At 43.4% G+C, this 26,259-nt stretch carries 26 protein-coding genes and 1 pseudogene; 9 read left to right on the top strand and 18 right to left on the bottom strand.

Going from position 1 to position 26,259, the window contains the following annotated elements; all coding sequences use genetic code 11:
• Positions 1–89: 89 nt before the first annotated feature.
• Complete coding sequence (locus tag VNE01S_RS06805) at positions 90–1,211, top strand: multidrug effflux MFS transporter (RefSeq protein WP_053394677.1); 1,122 nt, start codon at positions 90–92, stop codon at positions 1,209–1,211.
• Between the two features lie 372 nt (positions 1,212–1,583).
• Positions 1,584–3,470 (top strand): methyl-accepting chemotaxis protein, encoded by a 1,887-nt coding sequence (locus VNE01S_RS06795; protein ID WP_053394679.1) that lies wholly within the window; start codon positions 1,584–1,586, stop codon positions 3,468–3,470.
• A 428-nt stretch (positions 3,471–3,898) separates the two neighbouring features.
• Here VNE01S_RS06795 and VNE01S_RS06790 read toward each other — a convergent pair whose 3' ends face one another.
• From VNE01S_RS06790 to VNE01S_RS06775, 4 genes are all read right to left on the bottom strand, one after another.
• Positions 3,899–4,252, bottom strand: a complete 354-nt coding sequence (locus VNE01S_RS06790) for a hypothetical protein (protein WP_053394680.1) — start codon at positions 4,250–4,252, stop codon at positions 3,899–3,901.
• Positions 4,253–4,392: 140 nt separating this feature from the next.
• Positions 4,393–4,866, bottom strand: a complete 474-nt coding sequence (locus VNE01S_RS06785) for a GNAT family N-acetyltransferase (protein WP_053394681.1) — start codon at positions 4,864–4,866, stop codon at positions 4,393–4,395.
• Positions 4,859–5,782 carry an ornithine cyclodeaminase family protein gene (locus VNE01S_RS06780; protein WP_053394682.1) on the bottom strand — a complete coding sequence of 308 codons (924 nt, stop codon included), beginning with the start codon at positions 5,780–5,782 and terminating at the stop codon, positions 4,859–4,861. The genes VNE01S_RS06785 and VNE01S_RS06780 overlap by 8 nt, the downstream gene beginning before the upstream one ends.
• Positions 5,783–5,784: 2 nt before the next feature.
• Positions 5,785–6,936: an alanine racemase gene (locus tag VNE01S_RS06775; RefSeq protein ID WP_053394683.1), complete on the bottom strand. Its 1,152-nt coding sequence runs from the start codon at positions 6,934–6,936 to the stop codon at positions 5,785–5,787.
• A 112-nt stretch (positions 6,937–7,048) separates the two neighbouring features.
• On the opposite strand from VNE01S_RS06775, the gene VNE01S_RS06770 reads away from it, so the two are divergent.
• Together VNE01S_RS06770 and VNE01S_RS06765 are read left to right on the top strand one after the other, a co-directional pair.
• A complete protein-coding gene (locus tag VNE01S_RS06770) occupies positions 7,049–7,963 on the top strand; it encodes a LysR family transcriptional regulator (RefSeq protein WP_053394684.1) in 915 nt (304 codons plus the stop codon).
• On the top strand, positions 7,933–8,112 hold the full coding sequence (locus tag VNE01S_RS06765) for a DNA alkylation repair protein (protein WP_053394685.1): 180 nt from the start codon (positions 7,933–7,935) through the stop codon (positions 8,110–8,112). The genes VNE01S_RS06770 and VNE01S_RS06765 overlap by 31 nt, the downstream gene beginning before the upstream one ends.
• 119 nt (positions 8,113–8,231) lie before the next feature.
• Here VNE01S_RS06765 and panF read toward each other — a convergent pair whose 3' ends face one another.
• From panF to VNE01S_RS06745, 4 genes are all read right to left on the bottom strand, one after another.
• A complete protein-coding gene (panF, locus tag VNE01S_RS06760) occupies positions 8,232–9,695 on the bottom strand; it encodes a sodium/pantothenate symporter (protein ID WP_053394686.1) in 1,464 nt (487 codons plus the stop codon).
• Positions 9,688–9,969, bottom strand: coding sequence for a YhdT family protein (locus VNE01S_RS06755; protein WP_053394687.1), 282 nt, complete (start codon positions 9,967–9,969; stop codon positions 9,688–9,690). The genes panF and VNE01S_RS06755 overlap by 8 nt, the downstream gene beginning before the upstream one ends.
• A gap of 120 nt (positions 9,970–10,089) precedes the next feature.
• Positions 10,090–11,046 carry an HTH-type transcriptional regulator YidZ gene (yidZ, locus tag VNE01S_RS06750; RefSeq protein WP_053394688.1) on the bottom strand — a complete coding sequence of 319 codons (957 nt, stop codon included), beginning with the start codon at positions 11,044–11,046 and terminating at the stop codon, positions 10,090–10,092.
• The gene (locus VNE01S_RS06745) at positions 11,021–12,226 is read right to left on the bottom strand and encodes an MFS transporter (RefSeq protein ID WP_053394689.1); all 1,206 of its coding nucleotides are present in this window, start codon (positions 12,224–12,226) and stop codon (positions 11,021–11,023) included. The genes yidZ and VNE01S_RS06745 overlap by 26 nt, the downstream gene beginning before the upstream one ends.
• Positions 12,227–12,513: 287 nt before the next feature.
• On the opposite strand from VNE01S_RS06745, the gene VNE01S_RS06740 reads away from it, so the two are divergent.
• From VNE01S_RS06740 to VNE01S_RS06730, 3 genes are all read left to right on the top strand, one after another.
• Complete coding sequence (locus VNE01S_RS06740) at positions 12,514–13,302, top strand: transporter substrate-binding domain-containing protein (protein WP_053394690.1); 789 nt, start codon at positions 12,514–12,516, stop codon at positions 13,300–13,302.
• Positions 13,303–13,442: 140 nt separating this feature from the next.
• On the top strand, positions 13,443–14,390 hold the full coding sequence (locus VNE01S_RS06735) for an amino acid ABC transporter permease (RefSeq protein ID WP_053394691.1): 948 nt from the start codon (positions 13,443–13,445) through the stop codon (positions 14,388–14,390).
• Positions 14,391–14,402: 12 nt separating this feature from the next.
• Complete coding sequence (locus VNE01S_RS06730) at positions 14,403–15,137, top strand: amino acid ABC transporter ATP-binding protein (protein ID WP_217998398.1); 735 nt, start codon at positions 14,403–14,405, stop codon at positions 15,135–15,137.
• 268 nt (positions 15,138–15,405) lie between these two features.
• Here VNE01S_RS06730 and VNE01S_RS06725 read toward each other — a convergent pair whose 3' ends face one another.
• From VNE01S_RS06725 to VNE01S_RS06715, 3 genes are all read right to left on the bottom strand, one after another.
• Entirely contained in the window at positions 15,406–15,753 is a 348-nt protein-coding gene (locus VNE01S_RS06725; RefSeq protein WP_053394692.1) for a hypothetical protein, read from the bottom strand.
• A gap of 320 nt (positions 15,754–16,073) precedes the next feature.
• A complete protein-coding gene (locus VNE01S_RS06720; RefSeq protein WP_053394693.1) occupies positions 16,074–16,583 on the bottom strand; it encodes a DUF2301 domain-containing membrane protein in 510 nt (169 codons plus the stop codon).
• A 315-nt stretch (positions 16,584–16,898) separates the two neighbouring features.
• The gene (locus VNE01S_RS06715) at positions 16,899–17,375 is read right to left on the bottom strand and encodes an arginine repressor (RefSeq protein ID WP_053394694.1); all 477 of its coding nucleotides are present in this window, start codon (positions 17,373–17,375) and stop codon (positions 16,899–16,901) included.
• A 563-nt stretch (positions 17,376–17,938) separates the two neighbouring features.
• Between VNE01S_RS06715 and VNE01S_RS19770 the strand changes: the two are divergent.
• Positions 17,939–18,074, top strand: a pseudogene (locus VNE01S_RS19770) (ornithine carbamoyltransferase); the annotation flags it as partial.
• Between the two features lie 223 nt (positions 18,075–18,297).
• Positions 18,298–19,827 carry a YfcC family protein gene (locus tag VNE01S_RS06710; protein WP_053394695.1) on the top strand — a complete coding sequence of 510 codons (1,530 nt, stop codon included), beginning with the start codon at positions 18,298–18,300 and terminating at the stop codon, positions 19,825–19,827.
• Positions 19,828–19,954: 127 nt separating this feature from the next.
• On the opposite strand, the gene VNE01S_RS06705 is transcribed toward VNE01S_RS06710, so the two are convergent.
• The 7 genes from VNE01S_RS06705 to VNE01S_RS06675 are packed head-to-tail and all read right to left on the bottom strand — an operon-like array spanning position 19,955 to position 26,258.
• Positions 19,955–21,352, bottom strand: a complete 1,398-nt coding sequence (locus VNE01S_RS06705) for an ATP-binding protein (protein WP_053394696.1) — start codon at positions 21,350–21,352, stop codon at positions 19,955–19,957.
• Positions 21,342–21,998 carry a response regulator gene (locus VNE01S_RS06700; RefSeq protein ID WP_053394697.1) on the bottom strand — a complete coding sequence of 219 codons (657 nt, stop codon included), beginning with the start codon at positions 21,996–21,998 and terminating at the stop codon, positions 21,342–21,344. Before VNE01S_RS06700 ends, VNE01S_RS06705 begins: the two co-directional genes overlap by 11 nt.
• 2 nt (positions 21,999–22,000) lie before the next feature.
• Positions 22,001–22,633, bottom strand: coding sequence for a tetratricopeptide repeat protein (locus tag VNE01S_RS06695; RefSeq protein ID WP_053394698.1), 633 nt, complete (start codon positions 22,631–22,633; stop codon positions 22,001–22,003).
• A gap of 11 nt (positions 22,634–22,644) precedes the next feature.
• The gene (locus tag VNE01S_RS06690) at positions 22,645–23,451 is read right to left on the bottom strand and encodes an SDR family oxidoreductase (RefSeq protein WP_053394699.1); all 807 of its coding nucleotides are present in this window, start codon (positions 23,449–23,451) and stop codon (positions 22,645–22,647) included.
• Between the two features lie 8 nt (positions 23,452–23,459).
• Positions 23,460–24,143 carry an iron-containing redox enzyme family protein gene (locus VNE01S_RS06685; RefSeq protein WP_156309802.1) on the bottom strand — a complete coding sequence of 228 codons (684 nt, stop codon included), beginning with the start codon at positions 24,141–24,143 and terminating at the stop codon, positions 23,460–23,462.
• Between the two features lie 26 nt (positions 24,144–24,169).
• On the bottom strand, positions 24,170–25,645 hold the full coding sequence (locus tag VNE01S_RS06680; RefSeq protein ID WP_053394701.1) for an AMP-binding protein: 1,476 nt from the start codon (positions 25,643–25,645) through the stop codon (positions 24,170–24,172).
• A gap of 1 nt (position 25,646) precedes the next feature.
• Positions 25,647–26,258 carry a thermostable hemolysin gene (locus tag VNE01S_RS06675; RefSeq protein WP_053394702.1) on the bottom strand — a complete coding sequence of 204 codons (612 nt, stop codon included), beginning with the start codon at positions 26,256–26,258 and terminating at the stop codon, positions 25,647–25,649.
• Position 26,259 lies beyond the last annotated feature (1 nt).

Raw genomic sequence — 26,259 nt, 5'->3', positions numbered from 1 at the left:
CTTGATGTTTTTGGTTGTTATGTTGTTAATAGGCGAAGAGTAGCCTCATTTATACTGCGCGCCAAGTTAATTCATAACGAGAACTCTAGATGAATACCAAACCTTCTTTATGGCTGATGGTGGTGATGCTGATGTTTCCGCAAATTGTTGAAACCATCTATAGCCCAGCTTTGAGCTCCATTGCTCGTTCATTCTCTGTCACTGATGCGCAAGCAGCACAGACACTGTCAATTTACTTTTCTGCATTTGCTATTGGTGTCTTTGTTTGGGGGATATTGGCGGATAAATGGGGTAGGCGACCAGCAATGATTATCGGTTTGTTTATTTATGCTTGTGCTTCATTGCTCGCAATGCAAACAGACAACTTCATTATCATTATGTTCGCCCGAGCATTAAGCGCATTTGGAATAGCTGTTGGCTCTGTGGTAACTCAAACCATGCTGCGTGATGCGTTTAATGGTGATGAGCTAAGTAAAGTGTTCAGCCTAATGGGAATGGGTATCTCAATCAGCCCTGTGCTTGGGATGCTATTGGGTGGTCAACTGACTTTAGCTGGTGGATATCACTATGTCTTCTTAGCATTATTTGTAATGGCGTTATTACTATTCGTATATAACCTGTTTAAGTTGCCTGAAACACAGAAAGAAAAGCATCCAATACGGCTAGGAGCCTTAAGTGCTCGTATACTAAAAGATTCCAAAATTTGGTTATCAGCCTTGCTGGTTGCGTTATACAACATTGCATTGTTTTCTTACTATCAGCTCGGCGCATTCACTTTTTCAGAATTAGGCTTTGGATCCGATCAATTTGGCTACAGCGGCATTGCCTTGGGTTTAGGCACGTTATTAGGCAGTTACTTAAACAAGGCCCTACTTTCTAAAAAAGTGTCGCAACGCACTCTATTATGGGTATCAGTGATGCAGTTAGCAGCGGGCGCTGTCGGTGTCTATATTATGCAGGGCTCCATCTGGTTTGTTGCACCAATGATGTTAGTGGTGATTTCTTTTGGTATTGCTATCCCAAATGTACTGAGTACTGCTTTATCTGACTATAAACAGCAAGCGGGTAGTGCGGGCGCATTATTTGGGCTGATGTATTACCTAATGATTGGTGGAGGCTTAGCTCTCGCTGGTGTGGTTCAACAATTGGGTGTTGTACTTATGGCATGTAGTGCATTAGCAGTGCTGGCAACATTGCTACGTAAACAATGAGCACCTATAGTTGCATTGGTATACAGCGTAGGTTTTGAGGGAGTGACGGTTGAGCAATAATACCACTGCTACTCAGTATGGCGATTGGCTGGCTAGCGCATCTTTAACCGTCGAACCGTTGGTAAAATTATTGGTCAATCCCAGTATGCAGCTGGGTTCAATGCGGCAGATCATTGGTAGGTTTATAGGATTACTCAACAACATAAATATTGTGAATTGGATTCCGTTTGGTGACATTTTTATGAATATTTGAGCGCGACAACTTTAAAAACTAGACTTCGGTCATTATTTAATTCACGCTTTGAAATTATATTTACACCACTTTTCGCTTGCTCCATTTTAAACTGAATATAACACTAAATAAGGTTTCCAATGTTTAAGAAACTGTCACTTAAAAACAAACTCGCGATTTCAGCGAGTACTGCCATCATAGTCGGGGGACTACTGGTCGAAGCACTTTCATTTAACGCTTCTCTAAGCCGTATGGATGTAGAGGTTGAACAGCGCCTTGAGAGTACAACGGCATCTTACAATCAATACGTGACTGACTGGTTACTGTCAAAAGAGCGTGCGTTGACTTCGCTGTCTCAGGAGGTAGATAAAGCCGCAATTGTTACGCACCTAAAACAAGTTAGTCACTCAGCTGCTTTCGACAACGTATTCTTGGCTTATCCAGACGGTAGTCAAGAGAATGCGAATGGCGTTGTACTACCACCAGGGAATGATGATCCGCGTAAGTGGGGTTGGTACATCAATGCTGTCGCAGACCCAAGCAAAGTCTTTATGGATAACCCAACCGTTGCCGCTGCTACTGGCGCAAACGTTGTTTCACTGGGTAAGGCGCTCAATCTACATGGTCAGCAAGTGGTGCTAGGTGCGGACGTAGAGATCACCGATATTCTTAACAGCATGGACAAAGTGATCCTTCCAGGCGATGGCTACATGTTCATTGCCAACGAGAAGGGCAACATCTTTACCCATAAAGATACTAAGCTTCTTAACCAACCCGTTAGTCAACTGGGGTTAGATTTCAGTACCATTCAAAACGCGTCACGCAGTGGTCACGATGAGTTCATTTCAATCGCAGGTGAAGAGTATGTTCTTTATGCTCAGAAAATCGATGGAACAGCATTAACAACAGTAACTCTTATCAACTACGGTTCTTTGGTAGCGCCTTTGTTTGATGCGGTATGGGGCCAAGTGTTAGCAACAGCTATTGTGGTTGTCATTTGTACACTGCTGTTCAACCTGCTGTGTAGCATCTTATTTAGACCGTTAAATAACGTTTCTCAAGCGCTAGAGCAGATCGCTAATGGTAGTGGTGATCTTACTCAGCGTATTGAAGTGGAGAGTGGCGATGAAGTAGGCCGCTTGGCGAATAACTTCAATACCTTTGTGGGTAGCCTGCAACAATTGATTGGTCATATTCGTGAGCAAGCACACCTCATCAATGAGCAGTCAGATAACAACACGCAGCGTTCTAACAACGCCGTTTCTGACATCCATCAACAGCAGCAAGAGATCACTATGGTCGCAACGGCTGTAACAGAGTTAGCGAGCGCTACCCGTGAGATCGCCTCTCATGCTGAGCAAACAGCCGAGGCGGCGCAGGGTTCAACGACGAGCACGAATAACGGTCAGTCTTTGGTTCAACGTACTAAGGGGTCTATTAACAGCTTGGCGACGGAGCTTACCGAAGCGAGCTCCGTTATCAGTGAGTTGGATCGCCACGCACAAGAGATATCAACTGTCCTTTCGACCATTCAAGGTATTGCAGAGCAAACGAACCTGCTGGCCCTCAACGCGGCAATCGAAGCAGCGCGCGCTGGTGAGCAAGGTCGCGGTTTTGCCGTGGTAGCGGATGAAGTTCGAGTACTGTCACAGCGCACTCATGCCTCCACAGAAGAGATCAAAGCGACGATTGATACACTTCAGCAAATCACAACACGAGCGGTGAGCTTAATGGATAGCAGCTCTAACTTGGCAAACACGTCGGTATCAGACGCAGACCAAGCAACGAATGCGTTGAGTGAAATTCATGAAGCGGTTTCGTTGATCAGCGATATGGCAACACAAATTGCGACAGCAGCGGAAGAGCAGACACACGTAACAGGTGAGATCACGCAAAATATCACCTCTATTAAAGATGTAGCTGATGAGCTTGTCGTCAATACTCAAGATAGCTCGCAAGAGTCAACCAAGCTGAAACTGCAAGCACAAGAACTGACTGACAAGGTGGCAACGTTTAAACTTTCGTAATGATAGTTAGTGTTAAAAAAAGCGGCGAGGCTCAGGGTCTCGCCGTTTTTTAGTGCTGATACGAATGAACAAGAACGTAATAGAATAATCACGTATAACTTGGGGTTGATACTTGTAAAGTTTAGACAGCCGTTCTAGGCAACTTTTGTCCAGTTACGAGTCAGAACAATCTGCTCTGACTCACCTTTGCCTCAAAGCTTGTTAGCCTTGCGAAATCGAATGGGAGTAATACATTTACTCTACTTGAATTTGACTAATATCCACTTATCAGCAGTAACACATTTGCACTCGTATTCATATTGATTCGAATCTACTAGCTTATACGAGAATGTTATCAATAAATAAGGTTAATTATAAAAGCACAAGCCGATAGAGATCATGAAATTCATAAGCAAGGATGTAATTACTTAGACGGTGGATGTTTACTTTTAATAACCACAATCTTTCATAATGCTGCGTTCAAGTCTCTTTCCAAGGGCACTTACAATATAAATGTTCTTGTCCTGTTTAGTCTCTGTTTTGTATTTAGACACAATGATCAATTCATTTTCTGTCATGTTTACTTGTACATTAATATCCGAACTACTGGTGCTCAGAGAGTTTTCACTCTTAGTCACTGGATCAAATTCAGAATTTTGCTCAAGAGAGGCTTTAACACATTCTATATCTAGAGCAACGTTTCTAATAATCTTTGAGGTATATGATTCCGAGTATGATTCATATTTATAATTACACCCTGAAAATAAAATAATAAAAATGGCATATACAAGTATATTTTTCACTAGTTCTCCAAATTGATAAATTAAAATTTATTTTTACGTGTTAATTAATGAGTGATTGTAAGATTAAAATAATCACTTCATGTTTTACCATAGGGCTTAATTATTAGTAATTTATTGAACCATCTAGACCGATTATTAAATCATATCTTGAAGCTAAAAATTAATTCAATTTCATCATCAAGTCTTCTACCCGTTGGTATAAATCCGAGCTTTTGGTAAATATGGAGAGCATTCCCTTCCTCTTTATCCATTGTGGTCAGGGACACGCCTTGTAAACCGATAATGGAAGCGTATCGCTTACTAAAGTTAATCGCTTGATTTCCCAATTCCTTTCCTTGAAAACGATGGTCAATCATGACACGCCACACGTACAAATGATCCTTTTGAAAGTGATCATCGAACTTGTCGAGTAGTCTTGGATCGATAAGAGAGATGAGCCCTGCTGGCTTGTCGTCTAAATAAATGCCGTAACTGACACTATCGTCGTTGAAACTCGCCTCTGCAAGCCACTCTGCATTGCTAGCAATGAGGTGTTTTTGAGACTCTTCCACCGTGAGATCAATAATGTCATCGATGATGTTGCCGTTTACTTTTAAAAAGCTAACGTTATTCATGGTTATCTTCCTCGGATAGGTATTTATCTAAAACTATTTGCGCAATATAAAGATCTTGATAGGCAATTCCTGAGCTATCAAAAATAGTAATGTCGTTTTTGTTCCTTTCTTTTAATTGAAGCTTGTCACCGATCTGATGGATCTCTTTATCTAGTGCATGCTGGAACTCACCAATCGTTTTTGATTGAGGTAAATAATCACAGTAGAGGATGGCGTTCTCAAATAGCGATGGCGGAAGCTCTTGTTTTCCTATTTTATCTGCCCCCATTGCAGAAATATGAGTTCCAGGTTTTACCCACGATGATTCAAACAAAGGGGCGGTGGATGCTGTGACGGTAACAATAATATCTGCGCTTTCACAGGCTTCTTGAGCAGTCTTGATATCAGTTGTTAAACCTTCATTGCTTAGCTCTTGCGCTAGTTGGTTGGCGTTAGTCTGATTTCTACCAACAATCAGGACTTTAGATAGGTTCCTAACTTTTGAAATGGCAAGCGCTTCGTATTTAGCTTGATGACCTGTGCCAAATAACGCGAGTACAGATGAATCTTGTCTCGCCAGCAGGTCAACAGCGATGGCATCAGCTGCTGCAGTTCGGTAGGCATTGACCAAACTTGCTGACAAAATGGCTTTCATTTCCCCCGTATGCGGTGAAAGAAGAAAGATATGAGTACCATGGTTTGGTCGCCCAAACTGGTTATTGTAAGGCCAATAGCTTCCCATTTTCCAACCAAGTAATTGGTTTGTGCATGCTGATTTGAGTGAAAACATTGAGCCTTCGCTCGGGCCTGATGCGTTAACGACCGGAAATATTGATGAGTGCTGATCTTGTACTGCGGAAAATGCCGCTTTGACCGCGTTGTATGCCAGTTCGTGAGAAATTAATGCTGCTGTTGTTTTTTCATCTAAATAAAGCATGTTTACCACCCTGAGACACGTTGCCATTGTTCAATTTGGTCCTCGACCAAGTCAAAGACATGGTATTGACGGTGCATTGCGCTTGTAGAGCATGCATGATTTGGGACAATGTGTACTCGAGAACCAATGGGAAAACATTCGAAGTCGATCTCGCTTCCAGAAGCCGCTTCGAGTATGCCGTGCTCTTGATTTACCTGCACGACTTTCAGTATTTGACTCTCTTGACCAGTCGGTTGGAGAACCATGCCATAACATTGTTCGTCATGGCCTTTATCTAAAGAAAGAGCCATCCAACCAGCATCAACAAATATTTGTCCCCTTGATTTGTTGTGTCCAATAACACTACTTACTACTGAGATTGCGATATCGTTTAAGGTACACACTCCAAGCTGATGCATCACCAAATCAAACAATGAATAGACGCCAGCTCTGACCTCGGTAATTCCACTTGTGTTTGTGTATGAACATGCCGTCGGGGTAGACCCCACGCTGACTATATCGCAGTAAATCCCAACCGACTCGAGGCGTTTCGCTGCAAGTTGTGCTATCGCTACTTCATTACTGGCGGATTGGTTTAACGCTTCTCGAGACTTACAGTGGTAAGACTCGCCTGCGTGGAGCATCACCCCTTTAAAATCGGCCAACCCCTTATCTAAGCTCTTAGCCATTGCAATTAGAGCTTCGGAATCTGCACTTACACCACCTCGGTGTCCGTCGCAATCAATCTCTATCAGGCAGCTAATGACATACCCACGTTCTTGACAGTAGGTGTTAACGAAATCGACTTGTTCCATGCTATCAAGTAAAACCACAATACTTATACCGCGTTTCAGTAGCAGTTCGACTCGCAATAGCTTTTCTTTTGATATGCCAACAGCATAGAGAATGTTTTTACAACCATAACTGGCAAGCTGTTCTGCTTCCTCAAGGGTGGATACAGTGATTGGGTCCTCTATAGAGTCAATTAAGTAAGGAAGCGCATCTAACGATTTTACTGTCTTAAAGTGGGGCCTTAGTGGTGTGCCTAGTTTCGACATACGGCTGCGCATTTGAGTAAGGTTGCTCAAAAATTTTTGTTTGTCCAAATAGAGAAATGGTGTGCCAATAGCATTGTATTGTTTTTCTAAATTAGGGTGTTCTGTATGCTTAATCATTTCATTTACCTAAGCTTGCAAAGTGAAATTAACTATTGATGAAATGATTATGAAGTAGGAAAAAGTTGAATTATATTAACAAAAATCTACTTATACATTAGGTTGGAAGTTAATGTTAACGACAGAAGATATTCGATTTCTTGTGGTAGTTTCTAACCATAGGACATTGGCAGATGCGGCTCGTGCGCTCAATATAACGCCTCCATCAGTCACTCAGCGTATTCAACATATCGAAAAGAAGCTATCGCTTAAGTTACTTCAACGGCCTTCGCGCATAGTTAGCTTAACAGAAGAAGGGCGCGTTTTAGTCGATACAGGTAGTTCTATCCTTGAGGATTTGGATGAACTCACCGATAAACTCAATGAAAGCAGAGGGGATGTCAGTGGTCGTCTAAGAGTATTGGCGCCCCTTGGCTTTGGCAACGATGTGATAGCCCCTTTGTTAGGTGAGTATAAAAAAGCTCATCCGCGCCTAGAAGTGGAGCTAGAGTTATCAGATAAGCCAAACTGGGCCAACCATCATAAATGGGACATTATCATCTACATTGGTCACCTGGCGGATTCCAGCCTTAAGATGGTGAGTTTAGCCCCAAACAAGCGCTTTGTTTGCGCTTCGCCGGAGTATTTATCACGTTATGGACAGCCTGAAACTCCGCAAGATCTTAAGAAGCATCAATGTATTGCGTTGAGAGAAAATAATGAAGATGTCACGTTGTGGAGCTTTACTCATACAGTCTCAGGAGCCATAGAAAATGTTCGAATTCGTCCTTCACTTGCAAGTAATGAGGGCAGAGTGATTAAAGACTGGGCCTTAAGAGACTTAGGGATCATCATGCGATCTGAATGGGATATTCAGTCACAGATTGATGCTGGTAAATTAGTGCGATTATTGCCTGATTACGAGCTTCCAAATGCCGATATTGTTGCCCTCGTGAGTTCTGCTGCGCATGAGAGGTCAGCGCGAGTCACTGGCTTTTTATCTCTACTAAAAGAGCAATGCCAAAAAGCGCCGTGGTTAAATCGATAGGCTGGGCACTGCGAAAATTCTCGAAAACCAACGCCTACGCTGTCGTTTCGTTTATTGAGCAGCAAAGCACTCAGGGGCTAGCTAAGCGTGAAGGGTTAAAGTGGCTGAGTAAAACATCATCAAGCTTGATCGCTCATCAGTCAGTCTGACTGATGAGCGTATGGCCCATTCGAAGTGACGCCTTATTGATATATCACCTAACCGGGTAGTGATTTGACATACTTTTAGTTGTGTGAAAATTAGCTGATATCAACTATCGCCCTTTCTTTTAATTAACGGATACTAACTCTTTGTTTTTAGAGTTATTAGGCTTTAATAAGCTGCCGATAACAAAAGCAAACATGCCCGTAATCATCGTCGGGACGATGGGGTGAACACCAGCCATATCGGGCTTGAACCAAACTAAGCTGATGTATACACCAAGCCCAATGACCATGGAGCTAAATGCGCCGGTAGCAGAGGCTTTTGACCAGTACAAACCAAAGACCAGAGGCCATAAAAATACGGCCTGTAAACCTCCCAATGCCACAAGGTTCAGCCAGATAATCATATCTGGGGGATTCGTCGCTGCAACGAAAACTAGGCTGGCGAAAATAGCCGTCGTCCACAGTGAGATGCGGTTCAGTTTACTGTCTGCACTTCGGTCTTCAACGATCTGAGGATTGATATAGTTAATATAAAGGTCTTTCAGCAGTGTTGATGATGCCTGAATCAACTGTGAATCAATAGTCGACATAATGGCTGCCATTGGCCCTGCCAGAAAGATTCCGGCAAACATCGGCGGCAGAACCGTCATCATCAGTGTTGGCATGATTTGATCCGGGCTGGCTATCTCTGGCACGATCGCTCTCCCTAAGGCTCCGGTCAGGTGAGTCCCGAACATCAGTAATGCAATCATAATTGTACTGATCACCATACCTTTATGGAGAGAACGGCTGTCTTTGTATGAAATGCATCGGACGGCAGCCTGCGGTAACCCTATCACGCCAAAACAGACCAGAACCCAAAAGCTCAGGATAAACGGCTGGCTGAGGAAATTATTCGGACCATAGGGTGTCACCAGAGCAGGGTCAATAGAGTGAAGCTTGGTGACTAGATTTTCCAGACTCCCCCCTGCGTGAATAACACCGGCCAGCAGAACGACGGTACCGATGAGCATCATCACCCCCTGAACGGTGTCGGTCAAAACAACGGCCCGAAAACCACCAATAGTCGTGTATATGCCGACCGTACAGGCGAATAACAGTAACCCATGCTGGTAGCTGATCCCAAGCACGGTCTGTAACAAACGGGCTCCACCAACAAATTGCACTACCATCGTTCCGAAGAAGGCCAGAAGCAGAGCAAGTGAAGAGAAGATCACGACTTTTCGGCTCTTAAAACGGGCATATAACATATCATTGATCGTCAGAGCGTTATGGCGTCTTGCTTCTATAGCAAATTTTTTCCCCAGAACGCCCAGAGTCAACCAGGTAGCAGGTAGCTGGATCATGGCCAGTAATACCCAACCTAGTCCCATTTTATACGCCGCTCCCGGTCCACCGATAAAGCTACTGGCGCTCGCATAGGTTGCTGCCAGCGTCATTGCGAGGACAAATCCCCCCATACTGCGGCTTCCTACGAAGTATTCGGTCAGAAAGTTCCCCGGCTTGTGATAACGGCGAGTCAGGAATGCCAGAGCGAAAACCGCGAAAAGGTAAATGCATAAAGGAATAATAAGCTGGCTATTCATAGTGTTCATCGTCGTATTTATCGAGAGGGATATCCTTATAAAGGTATTTAACCATTAGTGCGCATAGCACGGTAAAAAGGATTGGGCCAAGTACGCATGACAATACAAACCACAGTGGCATACCCCAGTACAACTGAGGGAGTTGCAGTTCGTGTTGTGGAGCTGAGAAAACATAGGCTCCACAATACCACCAGGCAAAATAGCCCAGAGCAAGGAGTATCGCCCAACATGCTTCGCGATTGGCCTGATGGATAAGGTCAGAGTTTTTTTGCATAAATTCACTGCTTAGTTGAATCGATTTATAGGAGGCATACTCTAAAACAATTGGATTAGAACATTAAGAAGTGAGGTCTAATTTTCCATATTGCAGCGAGTGAATAGCTTTTCGCTTCGTTCAACTTGCACCATACAGGCTCTTTATCGTCTCCCTCAACCACATGATTTTAGGATTCTGGTTATTGCGCTTGTGCCAAATCATAGTAAATGGAATCAGTAGCTTATGCTGACAATCTTCCGCAATGGGGATAGGTAATGCCATTAAGTTGGGGTGGAGCTGTTCGCAGTATCGCTGACAATACTTTGGTGCTGTGGTTAACATTTGATGATCGGGCTTTTCTGCAACAAACAAAGCTTGTTCGAAACTCGCCATCGTTAGGCTAATTTTTCGGGTGTGTCCCTGCTCAGCCAAGATATCATCCAATGCCCAACTGTCATTCTTCTCCCATGCCACATTAATGTGGGCATAACTTAAGAAAGTATCCAAATTCCACTCTTGCTTGAGCGCAGGATGATCTTTTCGGACATACACCATAGGTAAATCCGTGAACAGAACTTCGAAATTAATGAAATACGGGAGCAGATCTAACGACTCTTTGGAGCGAGGATGGCTTTCACGGCCAGTAAAACCAATATCCACTTCACCGCTGGTAATGGCGTCTAACGAGTCGTAATCCCAGTTATGGAACTTCACCGTTGAGTCTGGATAAAAATCATGGATTCGTTTGGTCAGCTCATCGACCATGATGAGTGATAATGGCGACTCGACTCCAAGATGAAATTTCACTCCGCTTGGCGCATCATCACCTCGGTGTGAAACAATCAGGTTACCGATCTGCATCCAGTCTGACAAAAGCACTTGCACGTTTGTCGCGAGATTTGTTGGCTTTAGGCCTTGCGGCGTATTCACAAAAAGCGGGTCATCAAACCAAGCGCGCAATTTGCCTAAAGACTTACTCACGGTTGAGGGAGTTACATTAAGTTTTTTCGCCGTTTTAGTAACACTCTGCTCTTGCAGTAGCAATTGCAGAGTGAGCAGTAAATTAAGATCAAGTCGGGCAAGAGATTTCTTCATGAGGCTCACTAACGTTCTGATTTGGAAATAATAATATTATGGAGAGTCCAATAACGCTACTAGCAACCAACGCTATCATTAACATCATCACAGCCGACACACCTAACGTCGCCATCAACCAAATGTAAAGTGCAGACCAAGAAACCTGACCTATGCCAAGCATAGAGCTTGCAAGTCCAGCTTTGCGTGAGAATTGGCTTAACGCTTGACTCATCGCCACACCAAACCCCATAGGGAAACTCATGCTGAGCAGAGTGAACCCTACCATATAAAGTGTCGGACTATCGCTATTCAAGTGAGCCGCGAGAATAACGATAGCCGACAAAAAATTGGTCATTTGTGCAGCGAACATCAATGTGGTTTGTTTGAAGTAAGACAGAGCAAATGGGACTGAAAACGATGTTGCCATACCTACCATTGCGAGTAGTGCCATCGTGGTTGAGTAATCGCCTCGAGTAAAGCCAATCGAATCCATTATTATCATTGGTGACGTATTTACATAAGAGAGAATCGCTGTGACGCCTAAAGATGTATAAATAACGCGCGATATAAAAAAACGGTTATATAGTGATTCGTTCGAATCTTCACTCATATCTAAAAGTGTGCGCTTGGTTTTAGGCAAGGTTTCTTTTAAGACAAAGCAAGCAATTAAGCCTATCGCAATACCCATCATCGCCATGGCAGTGAATAACACGGGCCACGGAAACTTGATCATAATCAGATTGCCGATCACGGGGGCAAGTACTGGGATAGAACAGATAATTCCATTGAGCATCGATAGAACCTTAGCTCGCTTTTGCTCACCTAAAGTGTCGCGCAAAATGGCGAAGGCCACTACGTAGCAACATGCGGCACCTACACCTTGGAAGAAGCGCATTATTAGGAAGCTATTACTGGTCTCAGCAGAGCCCGCGAACATTGATGCAAGGGTAAAAATCACTGCACCGCAAATGGCAACAGGTTTGCGTCCAAAACAATCAGCAGCTCGCCCAACAAAAACCATCGTCGATGCTAGACCAGCGAGGTAAATAGAAAAGGCAATATGAAGTTGTGATTCGCTCGCAGACAGGTCATTGGCGATTTGTGGTAAAGCAACCAAGTAGAGATCTATTGCCGTAGGATAAAGCAACACAAAGGCGAAGCTACATATCAGATATCGGGGTAAATTAATTTGTTCCATTACTACCTCGTGAAGGAATTGGGCTTACGAGGATGATATGCAACATTACTCATCTTGGCGTGTTACCTTTCTGACAACAGGTATTTCCATATACGACATTGTTAAATTAAGTTAAAATTTTGTATTAACCCAGCGTCATTTGTAATGATTCCCTTCTTGTTTTTATGTGTTTCATTCAGTTTAATGCAACTTTTAAGCTTAATTTGGTTAAAAAGTCATTTTATGTGGTTTTTTATTCCTCGGTCGTGTATAAAAAAACTTTAACAAATAACGATAAAGGAATATCCATGAAAAAGTTATTGTGTATTGCTGCACTGGGGTTAACGGTTTCAACGACAGCGATGGCTGACCAAATTTTAAATGACATTAAAAACTCTGGGGAATTAAAAGTCTGCTTTGATTCCGGTTATATGCCTTTTGAAATGACAGCAAAAAATGGCCAGTACATCGGGTTTGATATCGACTTAGGTAAGCAAATGGCACGTGCTATGGGTGTAAAGTTTGTACCGGTAAACACTTCTTGGGACGGCATTATTCCTACGCTGTTAACAGGCAAGTGTCACATGATTATGGCGGGGATGACCATCACACCAATGCGTAATACCCAGGTTAATTTCTCTGACCCTTATGTGGTCATCGGCCAATCAATTCTTGTTAATCCTAAACACAAAGGCAAAATATCTAGTTACCGTGACCTCAATAATTCTGATTATGTTGTTGCAACCAAGCTAGGGACAACGGGTGAACAAGCTTCTAAGCGCTATCTACCAAAAGCAAAACAAAATCTGTACGAAACACAATCAGAAGCAGTACTTGAGGTTGCGAATGGTAAAGTGGATGCCTTGGTTTATGATTTCCCATACAACTCAATCTACACGGCGGAAAATCAAGGTCAGTTAATACACTTGTCTGAACCATTTACTTATGAACCTCTTGGTTGGGCTGTACCTCAAGGTAACCACGACACCATCAATTTCCTAAATAACTACCTACGTCAAATCAAAGGTGATGGAACGTATGAACGCATTTACGACAAGTGGTTTAACGACGATAAATGGTTAAAGCAGGTTAATTAACCTCAATTTTCTATATTAGATGGGCGGGTTAGCTTCAGTGTTGAATCATTGCGCAGTAATGTAACTAGGCTTATGAAGCTAACTTGCGCCATACCCTATACATCCAACCAAGTTTGTTCAAAAGTAATTCTCGGAATCACATGCAAAATAATCTTAAATCCCTTTTATGGAATGCTGTTTTTGTTCTTGTTTTGCTATCAATTTGCGGTCTTGTATATATTTCAGGGAAGCGAATTGATTACAACTGGAATTGGGAACGTGTACTCCCTTACATCGCTACTAACGCCGACTCATCAATTACAGCACCTGTAGATGGCAATATAATTCTCGATGGGAATAACCAGCTTGCGCTTGAAAGTATCCACGGTGATGTTGTCCTTCAACTAGGGAACTATAAATCGGTTAATGTTTACGAGGGTGACCTGATTTTTGAAGGAGATACGCTGGCGACAGTAAAAGAGTGGCGTATTGGACCTATTCTCGATGGGGTGATTACCACTATCGAAATTTCAGTTTGGTCTCTGATGATCGCTTTAGCGTTGGGCCTAGTGATAGGTTTAATGCGAATATCGAGTAATCCAGCTCTAAAAAAGTTATCTATTGCCTACATCGAGGTTATTCGCGGAACGCCTCTCTTAGTGCAAATTTTTATTGTTTACTTCTTTATCGGCACCGTGCTTGATCTAGAGCGTTTTACTGCTGGTGTTATTGCTCTATCTGTATTTACTGCTGCATATGTGGCTGAGATTGTGCGGTCTGGTATTCAATCTATTCCTAAAGGACAAATGGAAGCAGCGCGTTCATTAGGTATGAATTACCCCCAAGCGATGATTTACGTAATTTTGCCACAAGCGTTTAAGCAAACATTGCCTCCTTTAGCAGGGCAGTTTATCAACCTGATCAAAGATTCATCCTTAGTTTCTGTTATCTCTATTACCGATCTAACCAAAGCGGGAAGAGAAGTAGTCAGTAGCAGCTTCGCGCCTTTTGAAGTGTGGTTTACTGTAGCGGCGCTCTATTTACTTTTAACCAGCGTATTGTCTTGGGCAATACAAATGTTAGAAAAGAAACTGGCAGCAAGTGATTAATTGGAGTCGTTAATGGAACACATTATTTCAGCAAAAAAAGTCAACAAAATTTACCCTAATGGCTGTCACGCTCTGAAGGATGTATCAGTAGATGTTGAACAAGGAGAGGTGATTGTGATTGTAGGCCCATCGGGTTCTGGCAAATCAACTTTCCTTAGAACAATTAATCAGCTAGAGACGATAAATAGCGGTTCTATTATCGTGGATGGCATTAACATGTATGACAGAAAGACGGATATTAATAAGCTGCGTGCAGATGTTGGTATGGTCTTTCAAGGTTTTAATCTTTTTCCGCATAAAACGGCCTTAGGGAACGTTATGCTTGCGCCACTAAAAGTATCGAAACGAGACGCTAAATCCGTCGAAGAAGAGGCAAAAGATTTACTTTATAAGGTTGGTCTTTCGGAGAGGATGGATAATTACCCCAATCATTTGTCTGGTGGTCAGCAGCAGCGTGTAGCGATCGCACGTGCACTTGCGATGAAGCCAAATATCATGTTGTTTGATGAGCCGACCTCAGCCCTTGACCCTGAAATGGTAGGGGAGGTGTTGGATGTAATGAAAGATCTAGCCAAGGATGGTATGACGATGGTTGTAGTGACACATGAAATGGGCTTTGCAAAAGAAGTGGCAGATAGAGTGCTGTTTATGGAAGATGGAGAGCTACTAGTGTCGGACAGTCCTAGTCGATTTTTTGATAACCCGACTAACGCGAGGTTAAAGAAATTCTTATCTAAGGTTCTGTAATATAATCGCCTTTACGTGAATGAGGGTAAGTATCTCCCTCATTCATTTTCTATTACGACATCATTCGTTGGTTGGTTAATATTTCCTCTCCAACTGTGCAGCCATCTGTTGTCTTGCGGGAGCAACAAGGGGCGACCTCCGAAGAAATACAATCGCGCCTTGCTCCTAATATATTCTATAAGAATGGCTCTACACATGGAGTCGGCTTATCATCGAAAGTACTCCCTTCACCGTTTTGTCTGTGTGCCTCAATGTTAGGTTGTGAGGCTTAGGTATTTATTAACTTCTCAATATAAACCGCTTCAAAATCGGCAGGGCTAGTGATGGGGGTGTTAAAAAACATCAGTCGTTTGTTTTTAAGATCTAACTCAAAGTTGGCACTGTCTATTTCTCTTTCGACAGGTTTTTGCTGGTAATCGGCAACAATATTGGATTTTACGCATTGGCCATGGGGGTCGATGGTAAATGAGATAACTTGCATATCCAATCCCGTGGCTGCGGTTGATTTAGGAGAGAAGTTAATCGTTAGAGGGTTATTCATTGGTTCTATTTCGCCTACACCAAATACAGATTCTAGTAAATCTACGGCAGCATCTTGTGGGAGTATGTGCGTCATAATTTATATCCTCACTCTACGTTTGTGACATAATCATCGCGATGGCATTGTTATGTTTGCTGGTATCCCTGAGCATATCTAGGCTATTCATATCTTCACTCTCGGCGTCCATCGTCTACATCGTTTAGGCAGATGTTAATTTGATTACGTATTGCATAAGCTTCTAAGGCAGTGATCTGGTTTGCTTGCTTAATCTTAGCTCAAACAGACGACGCAGACGCAAAATAGGTTTTTCCGCCTAAGGCTCAACGAGATACTGACGCTCTTAGCAGAGTCTAAATAGATCAATCTTAACTTGCTATATCACATGGGAGTTTTCTCTAGACGTCATATTTCGTTTTATCACCGATATCGAAGTGTCTTGGCATTATCCATTTGTAGACACTAGTAACAAGAAAAAGAAAAGCAGATATTGTGGCAAGTAGTCTTGCTGCGATATCCGCATCAAACACCATACAAAACCACAACGCTGCCAGAATCAGTGGCTGAAATCGCAGTCCTGGAACTTTGAAGCAGAAATACTCTTTGTAGCATAGCCCGCCCAAGGTAATAAAAGCACCGCCCATAGCTATATTAGGCAAACCAAACACAAAGCATAGTAGACCTGCCCATGTCGCAAACTGAAGTAATAGGCGGATTGGTTTACTATAGATATGCAGTGATGACGCACACATGGCAGCAGATAAGAATACAAAGTTTTCAACGGGGTAGCCGAGATTCCAAGGAAGAAGTGCAAGAACAGGGCATGCAAGGGTAAAGCCTAAACGGTAAATGATGACCATTAGGTGATCCCATTGATCCATTGGTGATTCGATATGTGGGTCAGCCATCTCGATTCCTTGTCTGTATTTATCGTAACCCAGCCGTTTTTGTGGACTAAAGAGCTTTCCCTGCAATGAGCCACAATGGCAATTCGGGTAAAGCCAGTATCATAAAGCATAGACTCCTCCCTAAGCTCCGTAATACAGAAATGTTACATTTGGCACTTCTGAAACATGCATCTGCCCATCGTGAGTCTCCTTAATTACTCAGTGGCAGATGGAGCAACTTAAATCATGCATTATTTATACATTACTCAGAGTCGTCGCGTTCTATTACGTACGGAATTCGAATCTATTGTTTGGAAGGGCCGAGTATCAATAAAGTTAAGCCTTACTATTGAAGCTAAAAAACTGTGCTAATTGTCTGGTAAGTTCTTTCGTATTGCCTTCTTCAGTCGGAGTGACAAAAATAGTGTCATCACCAGAGACAATCCCCATGATCCCCATTTGAGAACGTAAAGAATCAACGAGGCGGGCCACAAGTTCAGCAGCTGAAGGCGTTGTTTTTATAATTATAAAGAAACGATTAAAATCGATATCATTAATCATTTCTTCAATGTTAGTTTTGGAGGAAGGCATTTCTAGCTGATGAGGGATTTGATAAAACAACTTTTTGTCTTCATTGAGTACACGAACAGCCCCTAACTTGGTAAGAATGCGGGAGACCATCGACTGGTGAATTTTGCCGAAACCTTCTTCTTCCAATATGCAAACGAGTAGGGCTTGAGAGGTAATTTCTTCATTGAGAATCTTATGACGTATTGTTCTTGTGATAGCTTCGTTTTGTACGTTTTTTGACATGAAATCATAATAATTGTTATTGAACTCGTGTCATTTTAAAGCCTTAAAATTTGTTTTTTCGTGGAGAAACACACAAAACCAGCATATCTGAGAGGTGCATCAATTGCTGAGTATTGCAGCTATGAAGTAACTGTTATCCATTCTTATATGTTTACTCGAAGAGCTACTCATAATTTACATCTCCAGTTTTATTTTTGGGTGATGACTGTTTTTTATACTACAAATATAAAACTTAAAATTGCATTAATGTTGAGTTTTATTAATCGCATATTTATTGATTTTTAATTTTATTATTCTTCTGTTTTATATCTATTGTCACTAGATAATCATTCATTTTTATCTTGTTTTTAATGATGAGAGGTTAATGGGTTTGTGTATATAAAATTATAAATAACATTGGGTTGTATTATCTTTATTGTTAATAATGGGTAGTTAAATGGAATTTGTGAATATCATCAAATTAAATAAAATTATTAGGAGTATATTAATTCAACAGGTGTTTAACTTGAAAATACACTAAGTCCTAATTGAAGTTTAATTTTATGGAATAAAAAGAAATTAAAATGGATTTTAATTTACGTAACCGAAATTTATTTAAATTACTCGATCTTACTCCACGTGAAATTCAGCACCTTCTGGATTTATCATCAGATCTAAAAAGCAAAATACTTAGGAATAGAAAAATTACGCCATCAGGGATGAGAGAGTCAATATGATGAGGCGTTACCATTTACATATGGATGCCATTAAGGAGACAGACAATCCTTTTTGAATTTTATGCACTGCCTGCCGCATTCACAATGATGAATGCAGAAAACCGCATGCACACCATTAAAGCGGTGATGGTTGCCACACTAGGCGACTATTTAGATTTTAGCTCGGCACTGTTAGTTAGTGCCGGGTAACGAAATGGAGAAATGTTATGACAAGCGTAGTACTCCCACGTCTAAGATTTAAAAACTTTCCTAGCGCTTTTACTATTTTGTTTATCATTACTTTGCTGGCTGTTGCCTGCACATGGATGATCCCTGCGGGCGCGTATTCAAAACTCACTTATAGCGCCGAGTCAGGAATGTTGTCTATGGCAACCCCTTCTGGTGATGTTACGACTTTAGCTGCAACACAGGAGGAACTGGACAAGCTCGGTGTCAATATAAAAATAGACCAGTTTACTGGTGGCATTATCCGTAAACCTATTGCCGTTCCAGACACATATGAGCGTGTTATTCCTGTCCATAAAGGCATTGGAGATGTCACTAAGAGTATGGTTGAAGGGACAATAGAAGGTGCCGATGTCATCGTATTTATCCTTGTCTTAGGCGGTATGATCGGTGTTGTAAATGCAACCGGGGCGTTTAACTCAGGGCTTATTGCACTGTCTAAGAAAAGTAAAGGCCGTGAATTTGGCCTCATATTTTCAGTATGTTTTGTCATGGCGCTTGGCGGGACAACTTGTGGCCTGGAAGAAGAGGCTGTGGCGTTTTACCCTATATTAGTTCCTATATTTCTTTCATTAGGCTATGACTCTATCGTGTGTGTAGGGGCGATCTTTATGGCCGGATCTATGGGCTCAACATTCTCAACAATTAACCCATTTTCTGTGGTTATTGCGTCAAATGCTGCAGGTATCCCCTTTACAGCAGGCATTGAGTTCCGGGTCATTGGCTTGATTGTTGGCTTTGCTGCATTAAGCGCTTACATGTACTGGTATTGTAAAAAGGTTAAAGCTGATCCTAGCTTCTCTTATACATACGCTGATCATGAAGAGTTTGAAGCCCGCTACATGAGTGATGTGGACATGAATCATGAGCTTCCGTTTACTCCACGTCGTAAGCTTATTCTGGCTCTGTTTATATTGGCATTTCCATTAATGATTTGGGGCGTATCCGTTGGCGGATGGTGGTTCCCAACTATGGCGGCTTCTTTCTTGGCAATTACCATCGTTATTATGATTATATCTGGTCTTTCAGAGAAAACGCTTGTGGAATCCTTTACTAAAGGCGCATCTGAATTGGTTGGTGTATCCCTGATTATAGGGCTTGCCAGAGGAGTCAATCTGGTGCTTGAACAGGGCATGATCTCCGATACTATTCTTTTCGCAGCCTCTGATTTTGTATCTGGTATGGAGGGGAGTGTATTTATCGTTGCCCAAATGCTCGTATTCGCACTGCTTGGTTTTATCGTTCCATCTTCATCAGGCCTTGCGGTATTGTCTATGCCGATTATGGCACCGTTGGCAGATACAGTTGGTATTCCACGCGAAATAGTGGTTTCTGCGTATAACTGGGGGCAGTATGCAATGTTGTACTTAACTCCGACTGGACTAGTGCTAGCGACTTTGCAGATGCTCGGTATGTCGTATAACAAATGGCTAAAATTTGTTTGGCCAATGGTCGTTTTCGTTTTGAGTTTCGGTGCACTAATGTTAGTGATTCAGGTCGCTATGGCTTAATCACTCACAAAGCTCTTTTGTAAGAATGTCACGGCGGGTGTGTGACATTTTCAATATCGGTATTACCTAGGATAGATAACAAAAAGCGCTTGGAGTCATCCAAGCGCTTTTTAGGTTTGCCGCTTAATTATCGCTTAAAGCGAACCCGAAAGGTGTTCTTATTTTCACTTCTCGGCAGCAACTCGATAGTCGCGTTATGCAGTAAGGCAATATCACGAGCAATAGACATGCCAAGCCCTGCGCCGTCGCCTTTTTCCGTATTGGCGCGGTAGAAGTTATCAAATAGCTTTTCGCGTGCTTCATCGCTGATGTTTGGCCCTGTATCAGAAACAAACACCTCGTAATACATATCCGATTCCACAAGGCGAACATCAATCTGGCTGCCTTCTCCAGAGTAGCGAATGGCATTATCAATTAGATTACGGAACAGCAGCCCTAACAAAATTTCGTCTCCCAGAATCTCGCCTGTATCTCCATCTAAACTGAGTTGTTGATCGTTCCGCAGTGCCAACTGAACCAGATCGGATAAGACGGATTGAAGCAGGCTAGATAGCTCAACGGTGGAACGCTCTAGGCTAGTAATGCTGTCTACTCTGGCCAAGGTTAACAGCTGGTGCAGGATGCGGTCTGTACGGTCAATACCTTGCAGAAGATTGGACAAGTCTTGCTCTAGCTGTGACTTATCTTGGCTATGAAGGGCATTTTCTGCATTCAGTCGCAAGATGGTTAACGGCGTTTTAATCTCGTGGGCAGCCATACGAGTAAAGCGCTTTTCTCGCTGCCAAGCCAGATCGAGTTGTTCGAGTAACTGGTTTAGGGTATCGACAAGTGGAGAAAGCTCCAGTGTTTGGTTCGCGACGTAGATATGATCCAGTTTTTGAATACTGCGCTGAGAAATGGCGGTTCTTAACTCGGAAATAGGGCGGAAACTTTTACCGATAAAATAGATAAGAATAATGATAAATAAAGGCAGCAAAACAAGCTGAGGGATCACGGTTGAAAGGGCCACTTCGTCAATGATCTCTTGGCGGATACTCTGTTTTTCCGCGACCAAAATATAATCTTTATCTGAGGTGCGCAGCTGAAAAATCCGCCACTCTCCGCCTGTGGTGCTTTGGTCACCAAAACCAGCAAAAACGGGAGATGGAGACAGAGCGTCAATTTCTTTGTTCGAGCTCCATATCAGCTGGCCCGTTTGGTAAAACTGGAAAATGATATTTTGCTCATAGGGGTGGCCGTAGGGAGTGTCTTGGTCGTCATCTGAGCCTGATAACTGACGAATGTGACCCATCCATAATTCAAATTGGCGACGAATAGCAGGGTCGGTCAAATCGGCGTGAAAAGAAGAGGTGGTTAAAGAAAACAACTTGGCGGTTTGCCCAAGCCTCGCGTCGTACACTTCTTGTGTTTCATGTTTGGCGAATTGAAGGCTAAAGTACAACGAAAGCGTGATCATCGTGATAGACAGGATGATGACCACACCAATCAGCCGACGCTTGATAGAGTAGGTCGTATTACTTTTCAATGATGTACCCCACACCGCGTATATTTTTGATTAGCATGTTCGGCACTTTCTTACGCAAGTTGTGAATGTGTACCTCAATACTGTTGTCGTTGGTACAGTCTTCCCAGCCGTGTAATGATTGGGCGAGTTGTTCTTTGCTCATTACTCTACCTGCATTGGTCATTAGGCTGGCAAGTAATTTAAATTCTTTGCGGGTGAGCTTAAGTGGTGCTTGTTGGAAAGTGATGACTTGCTCAGAAAGTGATAGGGCTAAGTCACCCACACAAATTTGCTGGTTAGCACTACCAGATTGTCGGCGAATCAACACTCTAAGGCGAGCCAATAACTCTTCAAGGGCAAAAGGTTTACCGATGTATTCATCCGCGCCGCCATCTAGGCCTTTTACGCGGTCTTGAATGTCGTCGCGTGCGGTCAATATCATCACTGGTAAATGGAAGCCTGCGTTACGCAATCTCTTTAGTACTTCTAGTCCATCGATATCGGGCAGGGTTAAATCGAGTATTACTGCGGTAAATTGCTCGGCCTTTAAGGCGGCATTCACACCGCCGCCATTGGTTAACCAGTCGACGGTAAATCCATGACGACTGAGTGACGTCACCATGGATTGACCGAGCAAGTTATCATCTTCAACCAAAAGTATTCGCATTCTTATTTTAGGCTCTTAAGTTTTTGTGCTATCTCTTGTTGACGGCCTTTATCGGCAAGCGGTCGACCTGGTCGTGGCGCGGCTTTTTGCGCTTTGGTTAAGTATCGGACCGCTTCGCTTTTTCGTCCGTCTTCTGCGAGGAAGTCACCATAGAAATAGTTTGGGTCTATGCCATTAGGGTTAATCTCAAGTGCTTTTTTGAGCATCTCTTCTGCTTTATCATCATCCCCGAACCCTAGTGGCCATCCAGGTACTTTGTAGTATAACGAACCCAAGCTGGTATAGGCAGAGCCATCCAATGTTTTGGGCGCTGTATCAATCACTTTTTCTAACAATGCTTTGGATTCTTTTGCTAGTGATAGGGCACCTAAGCCGCCTTTTGCGCCCGCTAAAGAGGCTTTGTTGATTGCCATCCATACCGTCAGCTCAGGGTCGTTTGGGCTAACATGCAAAGCTTGCGATGTGTGCATAATGGTGACTTCAAAACAGCTTTCTTTTTCGTCGCTGTCTTGAACTTGATATTGGCAGTTTGCCCACTCTTTTTGCACGCTCTCTAGTGTAGGAACCGCAGCGAATGCTTGGCTGCTGGCGATGATTGCACCGATGGCGAGACTCATGGTTGAAAGGGTTTTCATCACAGTTACCTCTATTTTTCCGCTTGTTTTATAAATCTATGGATGGTTTCTTGTTGCTTACGAATGGAGTTAGTGACCAAGTTGGGCAACAACTGGTTAATTCGAGCAAAGAGCTTTTCTGGCCATCCGATCCATTTGGCTGAAATTTCTTTCGTCAGCATTTTCACGACATGGTTAGCCACCACTTGTGGTTTGTCGCAACGGTTGCCGAGAGTTTGGTTCATTTGTGTCACAAGTTGGCTGTTTAACTCGGTGTTGGTGGCGCGCGGAGCAAGGTAAAGCACACGGATTCCGGCGCCGTCTAGCTCTCTGTCCATCGCTTCGCTGAAACGGTGTAAGCCAGCTTTCGATGCACAATACGTGGAGTAACCAGGATAACCAATGGAGCCAAAGGTTGAGCCGATATTGAGTATGATTCCTGGGCGTTCTAACCACGTGAGTGCGCTCTGTGTGACGAGAATTGGAGTGGTTAAGTTAAGCTCTATCTCATGTTGGATAGAGGCTTGGTCGCGCTGCGCCAGAAAGCGAAATTGGTTGGTGCCCGCGTTGTTGATCACCACACTGAACTTATTGTTGTGCTGTAAGTATTCTATCGATTTGTTACGCAGTAACGTCATCCCTTCTGGGGTGGTTAGGTCTGCACACAAATATTGATGCTCACTTGGATTGGGTAACGTGTCGATCAGAGCCTTTAATCTATCGGCATGGCGAGCAACCAATAACAGCTTTGCGCCTTTTTTTGCTAGCGAGAGTGCAATGGCTTGGCCGATGCCACCTGAAGCGCCAGTCAGCAGTACGTATTTATCTTTTAGTTGCATATTGCCTCCTAAGCCACATCGGACAAACGGGGTTCAGAAAGGCTTAACAGCATTTGACCATACAGTTTGAAGACAATATTGGCCGAGTCGATGATGGCTTGTTGATCATCGGTGTCCGTTACTTTATCCATTAAGGATTCAAAAAACTGAATATGGTCTTGATCAAGCACACTGTGAGACGTGAGATAAGTCAAAGCGTCGTCGGGTAGGTTCAGCTTATGTTTAACCAATTGCGCAATGTCTCCACCCACACCGACGCTGGTGCCTTCTAACACCCAAACCATGCCAAACAGTGCCATAGGGTTTTGGCGATCAATTTGGTGGTAAAGATAAGCTACCATTAGCTCGATAGCCTCACCAATGCGTCCATCGCCTTGGTTGTGACGAACCAGCTCAGCGTTTGCTCCACAGGCGTTAATGTCGTTAAGAATCCATTCGTGATGGCCTTTTTCTTCGTCGATGTATTCTGCCAATGCTTCGCGTACCCACTCATGCTCGGCATCCAAGCGACCACCGCACGCCATTAGTAGCGGTACTGTGTGCTTCACATGGTGAAAAGCTTGGGTCAAAAAGGCGATGTAAGTGTCTAGGTCTATTTCTCCGCGTTCACAAGCTTTAAAAATCGGTGCACTTAGCATGCTTTGCTGTGCTTCTCGGGTTTGTTCTTTGAGTGTGTTAAAAAAGCTCATCACTGACTCCTTAAAAATTTAATGGTGTATTAACGCAATTCAATCAATTGGTGGTCGGTACCAGTCTGTTTTCCGGAGATAAGCTGGTTTGCCCAATATTCGATGACATCTCGTTTCGGCCTTCCGTTTTCGGTATACCAATGGGCGAGAGTGTCTAAATTGGTGGTGATAATCAGTATTTTAATGCAGGCGTAATCCGGTAACGTTGCGTTAAGTTGTTGGATTTGCTCCACGATGTGTTCAGAAGGCTCAACGATGGCTGAGAGAAAGGCCTGAGCTTCGCCAACAATCAGCAACCTGACACCCGGTGCAAAGACTTGTGCTTGTGACTCGATCCATTCCGGAGAGATATTGCGGCCAAAATTGGTGATGATCTGATTCTTTTTACGGCCAAGAATATGAACAAAACCGTTCTCGTCAACGTGTACTAAGTCACCCGTTTCTAACCACTCTTGATCAAAAGGTTGGCCTAAATACCCTAGTGCTTGATTGCCTTTAACCAGTAGCTCTCCATCATCAGCGACTTTGATTTCGATGTGGTTGAGTGGTGCGCCGCAGCTGCCGTGCTTAACTTTATTTGGTGTGTTTAAAGCCACAACCGACGCGCATTCAGACAGCCCATAGCCTTCATATGCCGGAATGCCCAGCGCGTGTGCCGCTTGCATAATTTCAGGTGCGACCCTTGCGCCGCCAACGGCGACAAATTTAAGCGGCTCAGCAAATGAAGGGCTGGCTTTCACTACCTGAATAAGCGCGAGTAGTAACGCAGGGGTTAGCACCAAGCTGTTAGGTTGGTAGGTCGCAAGTGCGCTGGCAAAGGTCTGCGCATTAAACTGGCTTGACCCTGTTAACCCCACGTGTTCACCCTGAAAAATAAAGCTGGTTACGCCAAGCATTAATGGCACATAAATGCCGGTAATGTTTTCTAGCAAGGTAGACAAAGGCAATAAAACCAGATGACGCGATACATCCACATTGAGTGCCGATGCCAGCGAGTGAGTAACATCAAAGAGGTTATCTTCACTCAAGCAAACGCCTTTCGGGTTGCCAGTAGAGCCTGATGTAAAGGTAATCTTGATTGTGCCAGGCAGGCGAGAAACGGATTCAGTCGGATAAAGACGATAAACCGGCAGCGTTTCGACAAGACTGATGTGATCGTCAAACTCAAACATATCTGGCCAATCACCAATCAGCACGTCTGCGCCAGCCTCGGTTAGGATATGCTCAACTTGTTGGTTAGAGAAAAAAGTCGGGATCGGAACAATCGGGATTTCTGCTCTCATAGCGGCAAGATCAACCAGCGCCCAATCAACACAGTTTTCTGAACGAAGCGCGATGCATTGTACTGCAAATTGTTGCAGTTGTGCGGCGATACGCTCGATGCGTTCAACTAACTCGACATAACTGAGTGCGACAATGGTTTGATGGCTGTTAAAGCCACGTAATGCTTCGTGCTCGGGTGTTTGTTGCGCGTGACGATATATTGATTCGAGAATTCGGTTCATCCTATCCTCTCACTTTTGTGTTGGTTTCGTGAAAAAGGTGCAGCAAATGTTGGTATCCCTGAATCAAGTTACCGGCCAATACTCGTGGTTTATGTTGGTAGTAAGTTCCCCAGATTTTCTCTGCTTCTGGTACGCGCTCGGGACTTGCCTCGGCGATAACAATGGGGGTTAAACCGAGCCTTTTCATCAAAGCATGTAAGGGGTCGGTCGCGGTAAAAATGCACCACTCGTAACCTTGCTCGACCAACTTTTCCGCCATCAAGAAGAAATGAATGGGTGAATTACCATGAGCGAAAGAAGCAAGCTGACCAAACTCAATCACGCTGCTGCGGGGGATCTCGGTGTCAAAATGCTGTCTGAGAAGCACTTCTGCTTTGTCATCTAAGTACTGCTCAAGAAACAGCGCCTCGTTCTCCGCGCTTCGAAAACCACACAGAGACTTGATTTCGCCATCAATCGTAAGGGCCATAAATTCAGGCATAAATGTAGCCAGCTTTGCATCGAACGCTTGTTCATAACGGGTGCAAAGCTGCTGAGTCACCTTTGGCCACAAAGGATGGTTTGGTGCAACGATTTCCAGTTTAATCTCGGGTGTTGTTATTGGATGTTTCATC

It is taken from the genome of Vibrio nereis NBRC 15637, assembly GCF_001591105.1.
In the GTDB taxonomy this organism is placed as follows: domain Bacteria; phylum Pseudomonadota; class Gammaproteobacteria; order Enterobacterales; family Vibrionaceae; genus Vibrio; species Vibrio nereis.
This window is presented reverse-complemented; position numbering and strand designations above follow the sequence as displayed.

Excerpts from the sequence above, each read along its gene's own strand:
- VNE01S_RS06680 (WP_053394701.1), bottom strand. The coding sequence starts at position 25,645 with ATGAACCGAATTCTCGAATCAATATATCGTCACGCGCAACAAACACCC.
- VNE01S_RS06710 (WP_053394695.1), top strand. The coding sequence starts at position 18,298 with ATGACAAGCGTAGTACTCCCACGTCTAAGATTTAAAAACTTTCCTAGC.
- VNE01S_RS06735 (WP_053394691.1), top strand. The coding sequence starts at position 13,443 with ATGCAAAATAATCTTAAATCCCTTTTATGGAATGCTGTTTTTGTTCTT.
- VNE01S_RS06720 (WP_053394693.1), bottom strand. The coding sequence starts at position 16,583 with ATGGCTGACCCACATATCGAATCACCAATGGATCAATGGGATCACCTA.
- panF (WP_053394686.1), bottom strand. The coding sequence starts at position 9,695 with ATGAATAGCCAGCTTATTATTCCTTTATGCATTTACCTTTTCGCGGTT.
- VNE01S_RS06725 (WP_053394692.1), bottom strand. The coding sequence starts at position 15,753 with ATGACGCACATACTCCCACAAGATGCTGCCGTAGATTTACTAGAATCT.
- VNE01S_RS06695 (WP_053394698.1), bottom strand. The coding sequence starts at position 22,633 with ATGAAAACCCTTTCAACCATGAGTCTCGCCATCGGTGCAATCATCGCC.
- VNE01S_RS06740 (WP_053394690.1), top strand. The coding sequence starts at position 12,514 with ATGAAAAAGTTATTGTGTATTGCTGCACTGGGGTTAACGGTTTCAACG.
- VNE01S_RS06770 (WP_053394684.1), top strand. The coding sequence starts at position 7,049 with ATGTTAACGACAGAAGATATTCGATTTCTTGTGGTAGTTTCTAACCAT.
- VNE01S_RS06745 (WP_053394689.1), bottom strand. The coding sequence starts at position 12,226 with ATGGAACAAATTAATTTACCCCGATATCTGATATGTAGCTTCGCCTTT.
- VNE01S_RS06715 (WP_053394694.1), bottom strand. The coding sequence starts at position 17,375 with ATGTCAAAAAACGTACAAAACGAAGCTATCACAAGAACAATACGTCAT.
- VNE01S_RS06730 (WP_217998398.1), top strand. The coding sequence starts at position 14,403 with ATGGAACACATTATTTCAGCAAAAAAAGTCAACAAAATTTACCCTAAT.
- yidZ (WP_053394688.1), bottom strand. The coding sequence starts at position 11,046 with ATGAAGAAATCTCTTGCCCGACTTGATCTTAATTTACTGCTCACTCTG.
- VNE01S_RS06780 (WP_053394682.1), bottom strand. The coding sequence starts at position 5,782 with ATGCTTTATTTAGATGAAAAAACAACAGCAGCATTAATTTCTCACGAA.
- VNE01S_RS06755 (WP_053394687.1), bottom strand. The coding sequence starts at position 9,969 with ATGCAAAAAAACTCTGACCTTATCCATCAGGCCAATCGCGAAGCATGT.
- VNE01S_RS06700 (WP_053394697.1), bottom strand. The coding sequence starts at position 21,998 with ATGCGAATACTTTTGGTTGAAGATGATAACTTGCTCGGTCAATCCATG.
- VNE01S_RS06775 (WP_053394683.1), bottom strand. The coding sequence starts at position 6,936 with ATGATTAAGCATACAGAACACCCTAATTTAGAAAAACAATACAATGCT.
- VNE01S_RS06690 (WP_053394699.1), bottom strand. The coding sequence starts at position 23,451 with ATGCAACTAAAAGATAAATACGTACTGCTGACTGGCGCTTCAGGTGGC.
- VNE01S_RS06765 (WP_053394685.1), top strand. The coding sequence starts at position 7,933 with ATGCCAAAAAGCGCCGTGGTTAAATCGATAGGCTGGGCACTGCGAAAA.
- VNE01S_RS06785 (WP_053394681.1), bottom strand. The coding sequence starts at position 4,866 with ATGAATAACGTTAGCTTTTTAAAAGTAAACGGCAACATCATCGATGAC.
- VNE01S_RS06675 (WP_053394702.1), bottom strand. The coding sequence starts at position 26,258 with ATGAAACATCCAATAACAACACCCGAGATTAAACTGGAAATCGTTGCA.
- VNE01S_RS06795 (WP_053394679.1), top strand. The coding sequence starts at position 1,584 with ATGTTTAAGAAACTGTCACTTAAAAACAAACTCGCGATTTCAGCGAGT.
- VNE01S_RS06805 (WP_053394677.1), top strand. The coding sequence starts at position 90 with ATGAATACCAAACCTTCTTTATGGCTGATGGTGGTGATGCTGATGTTT.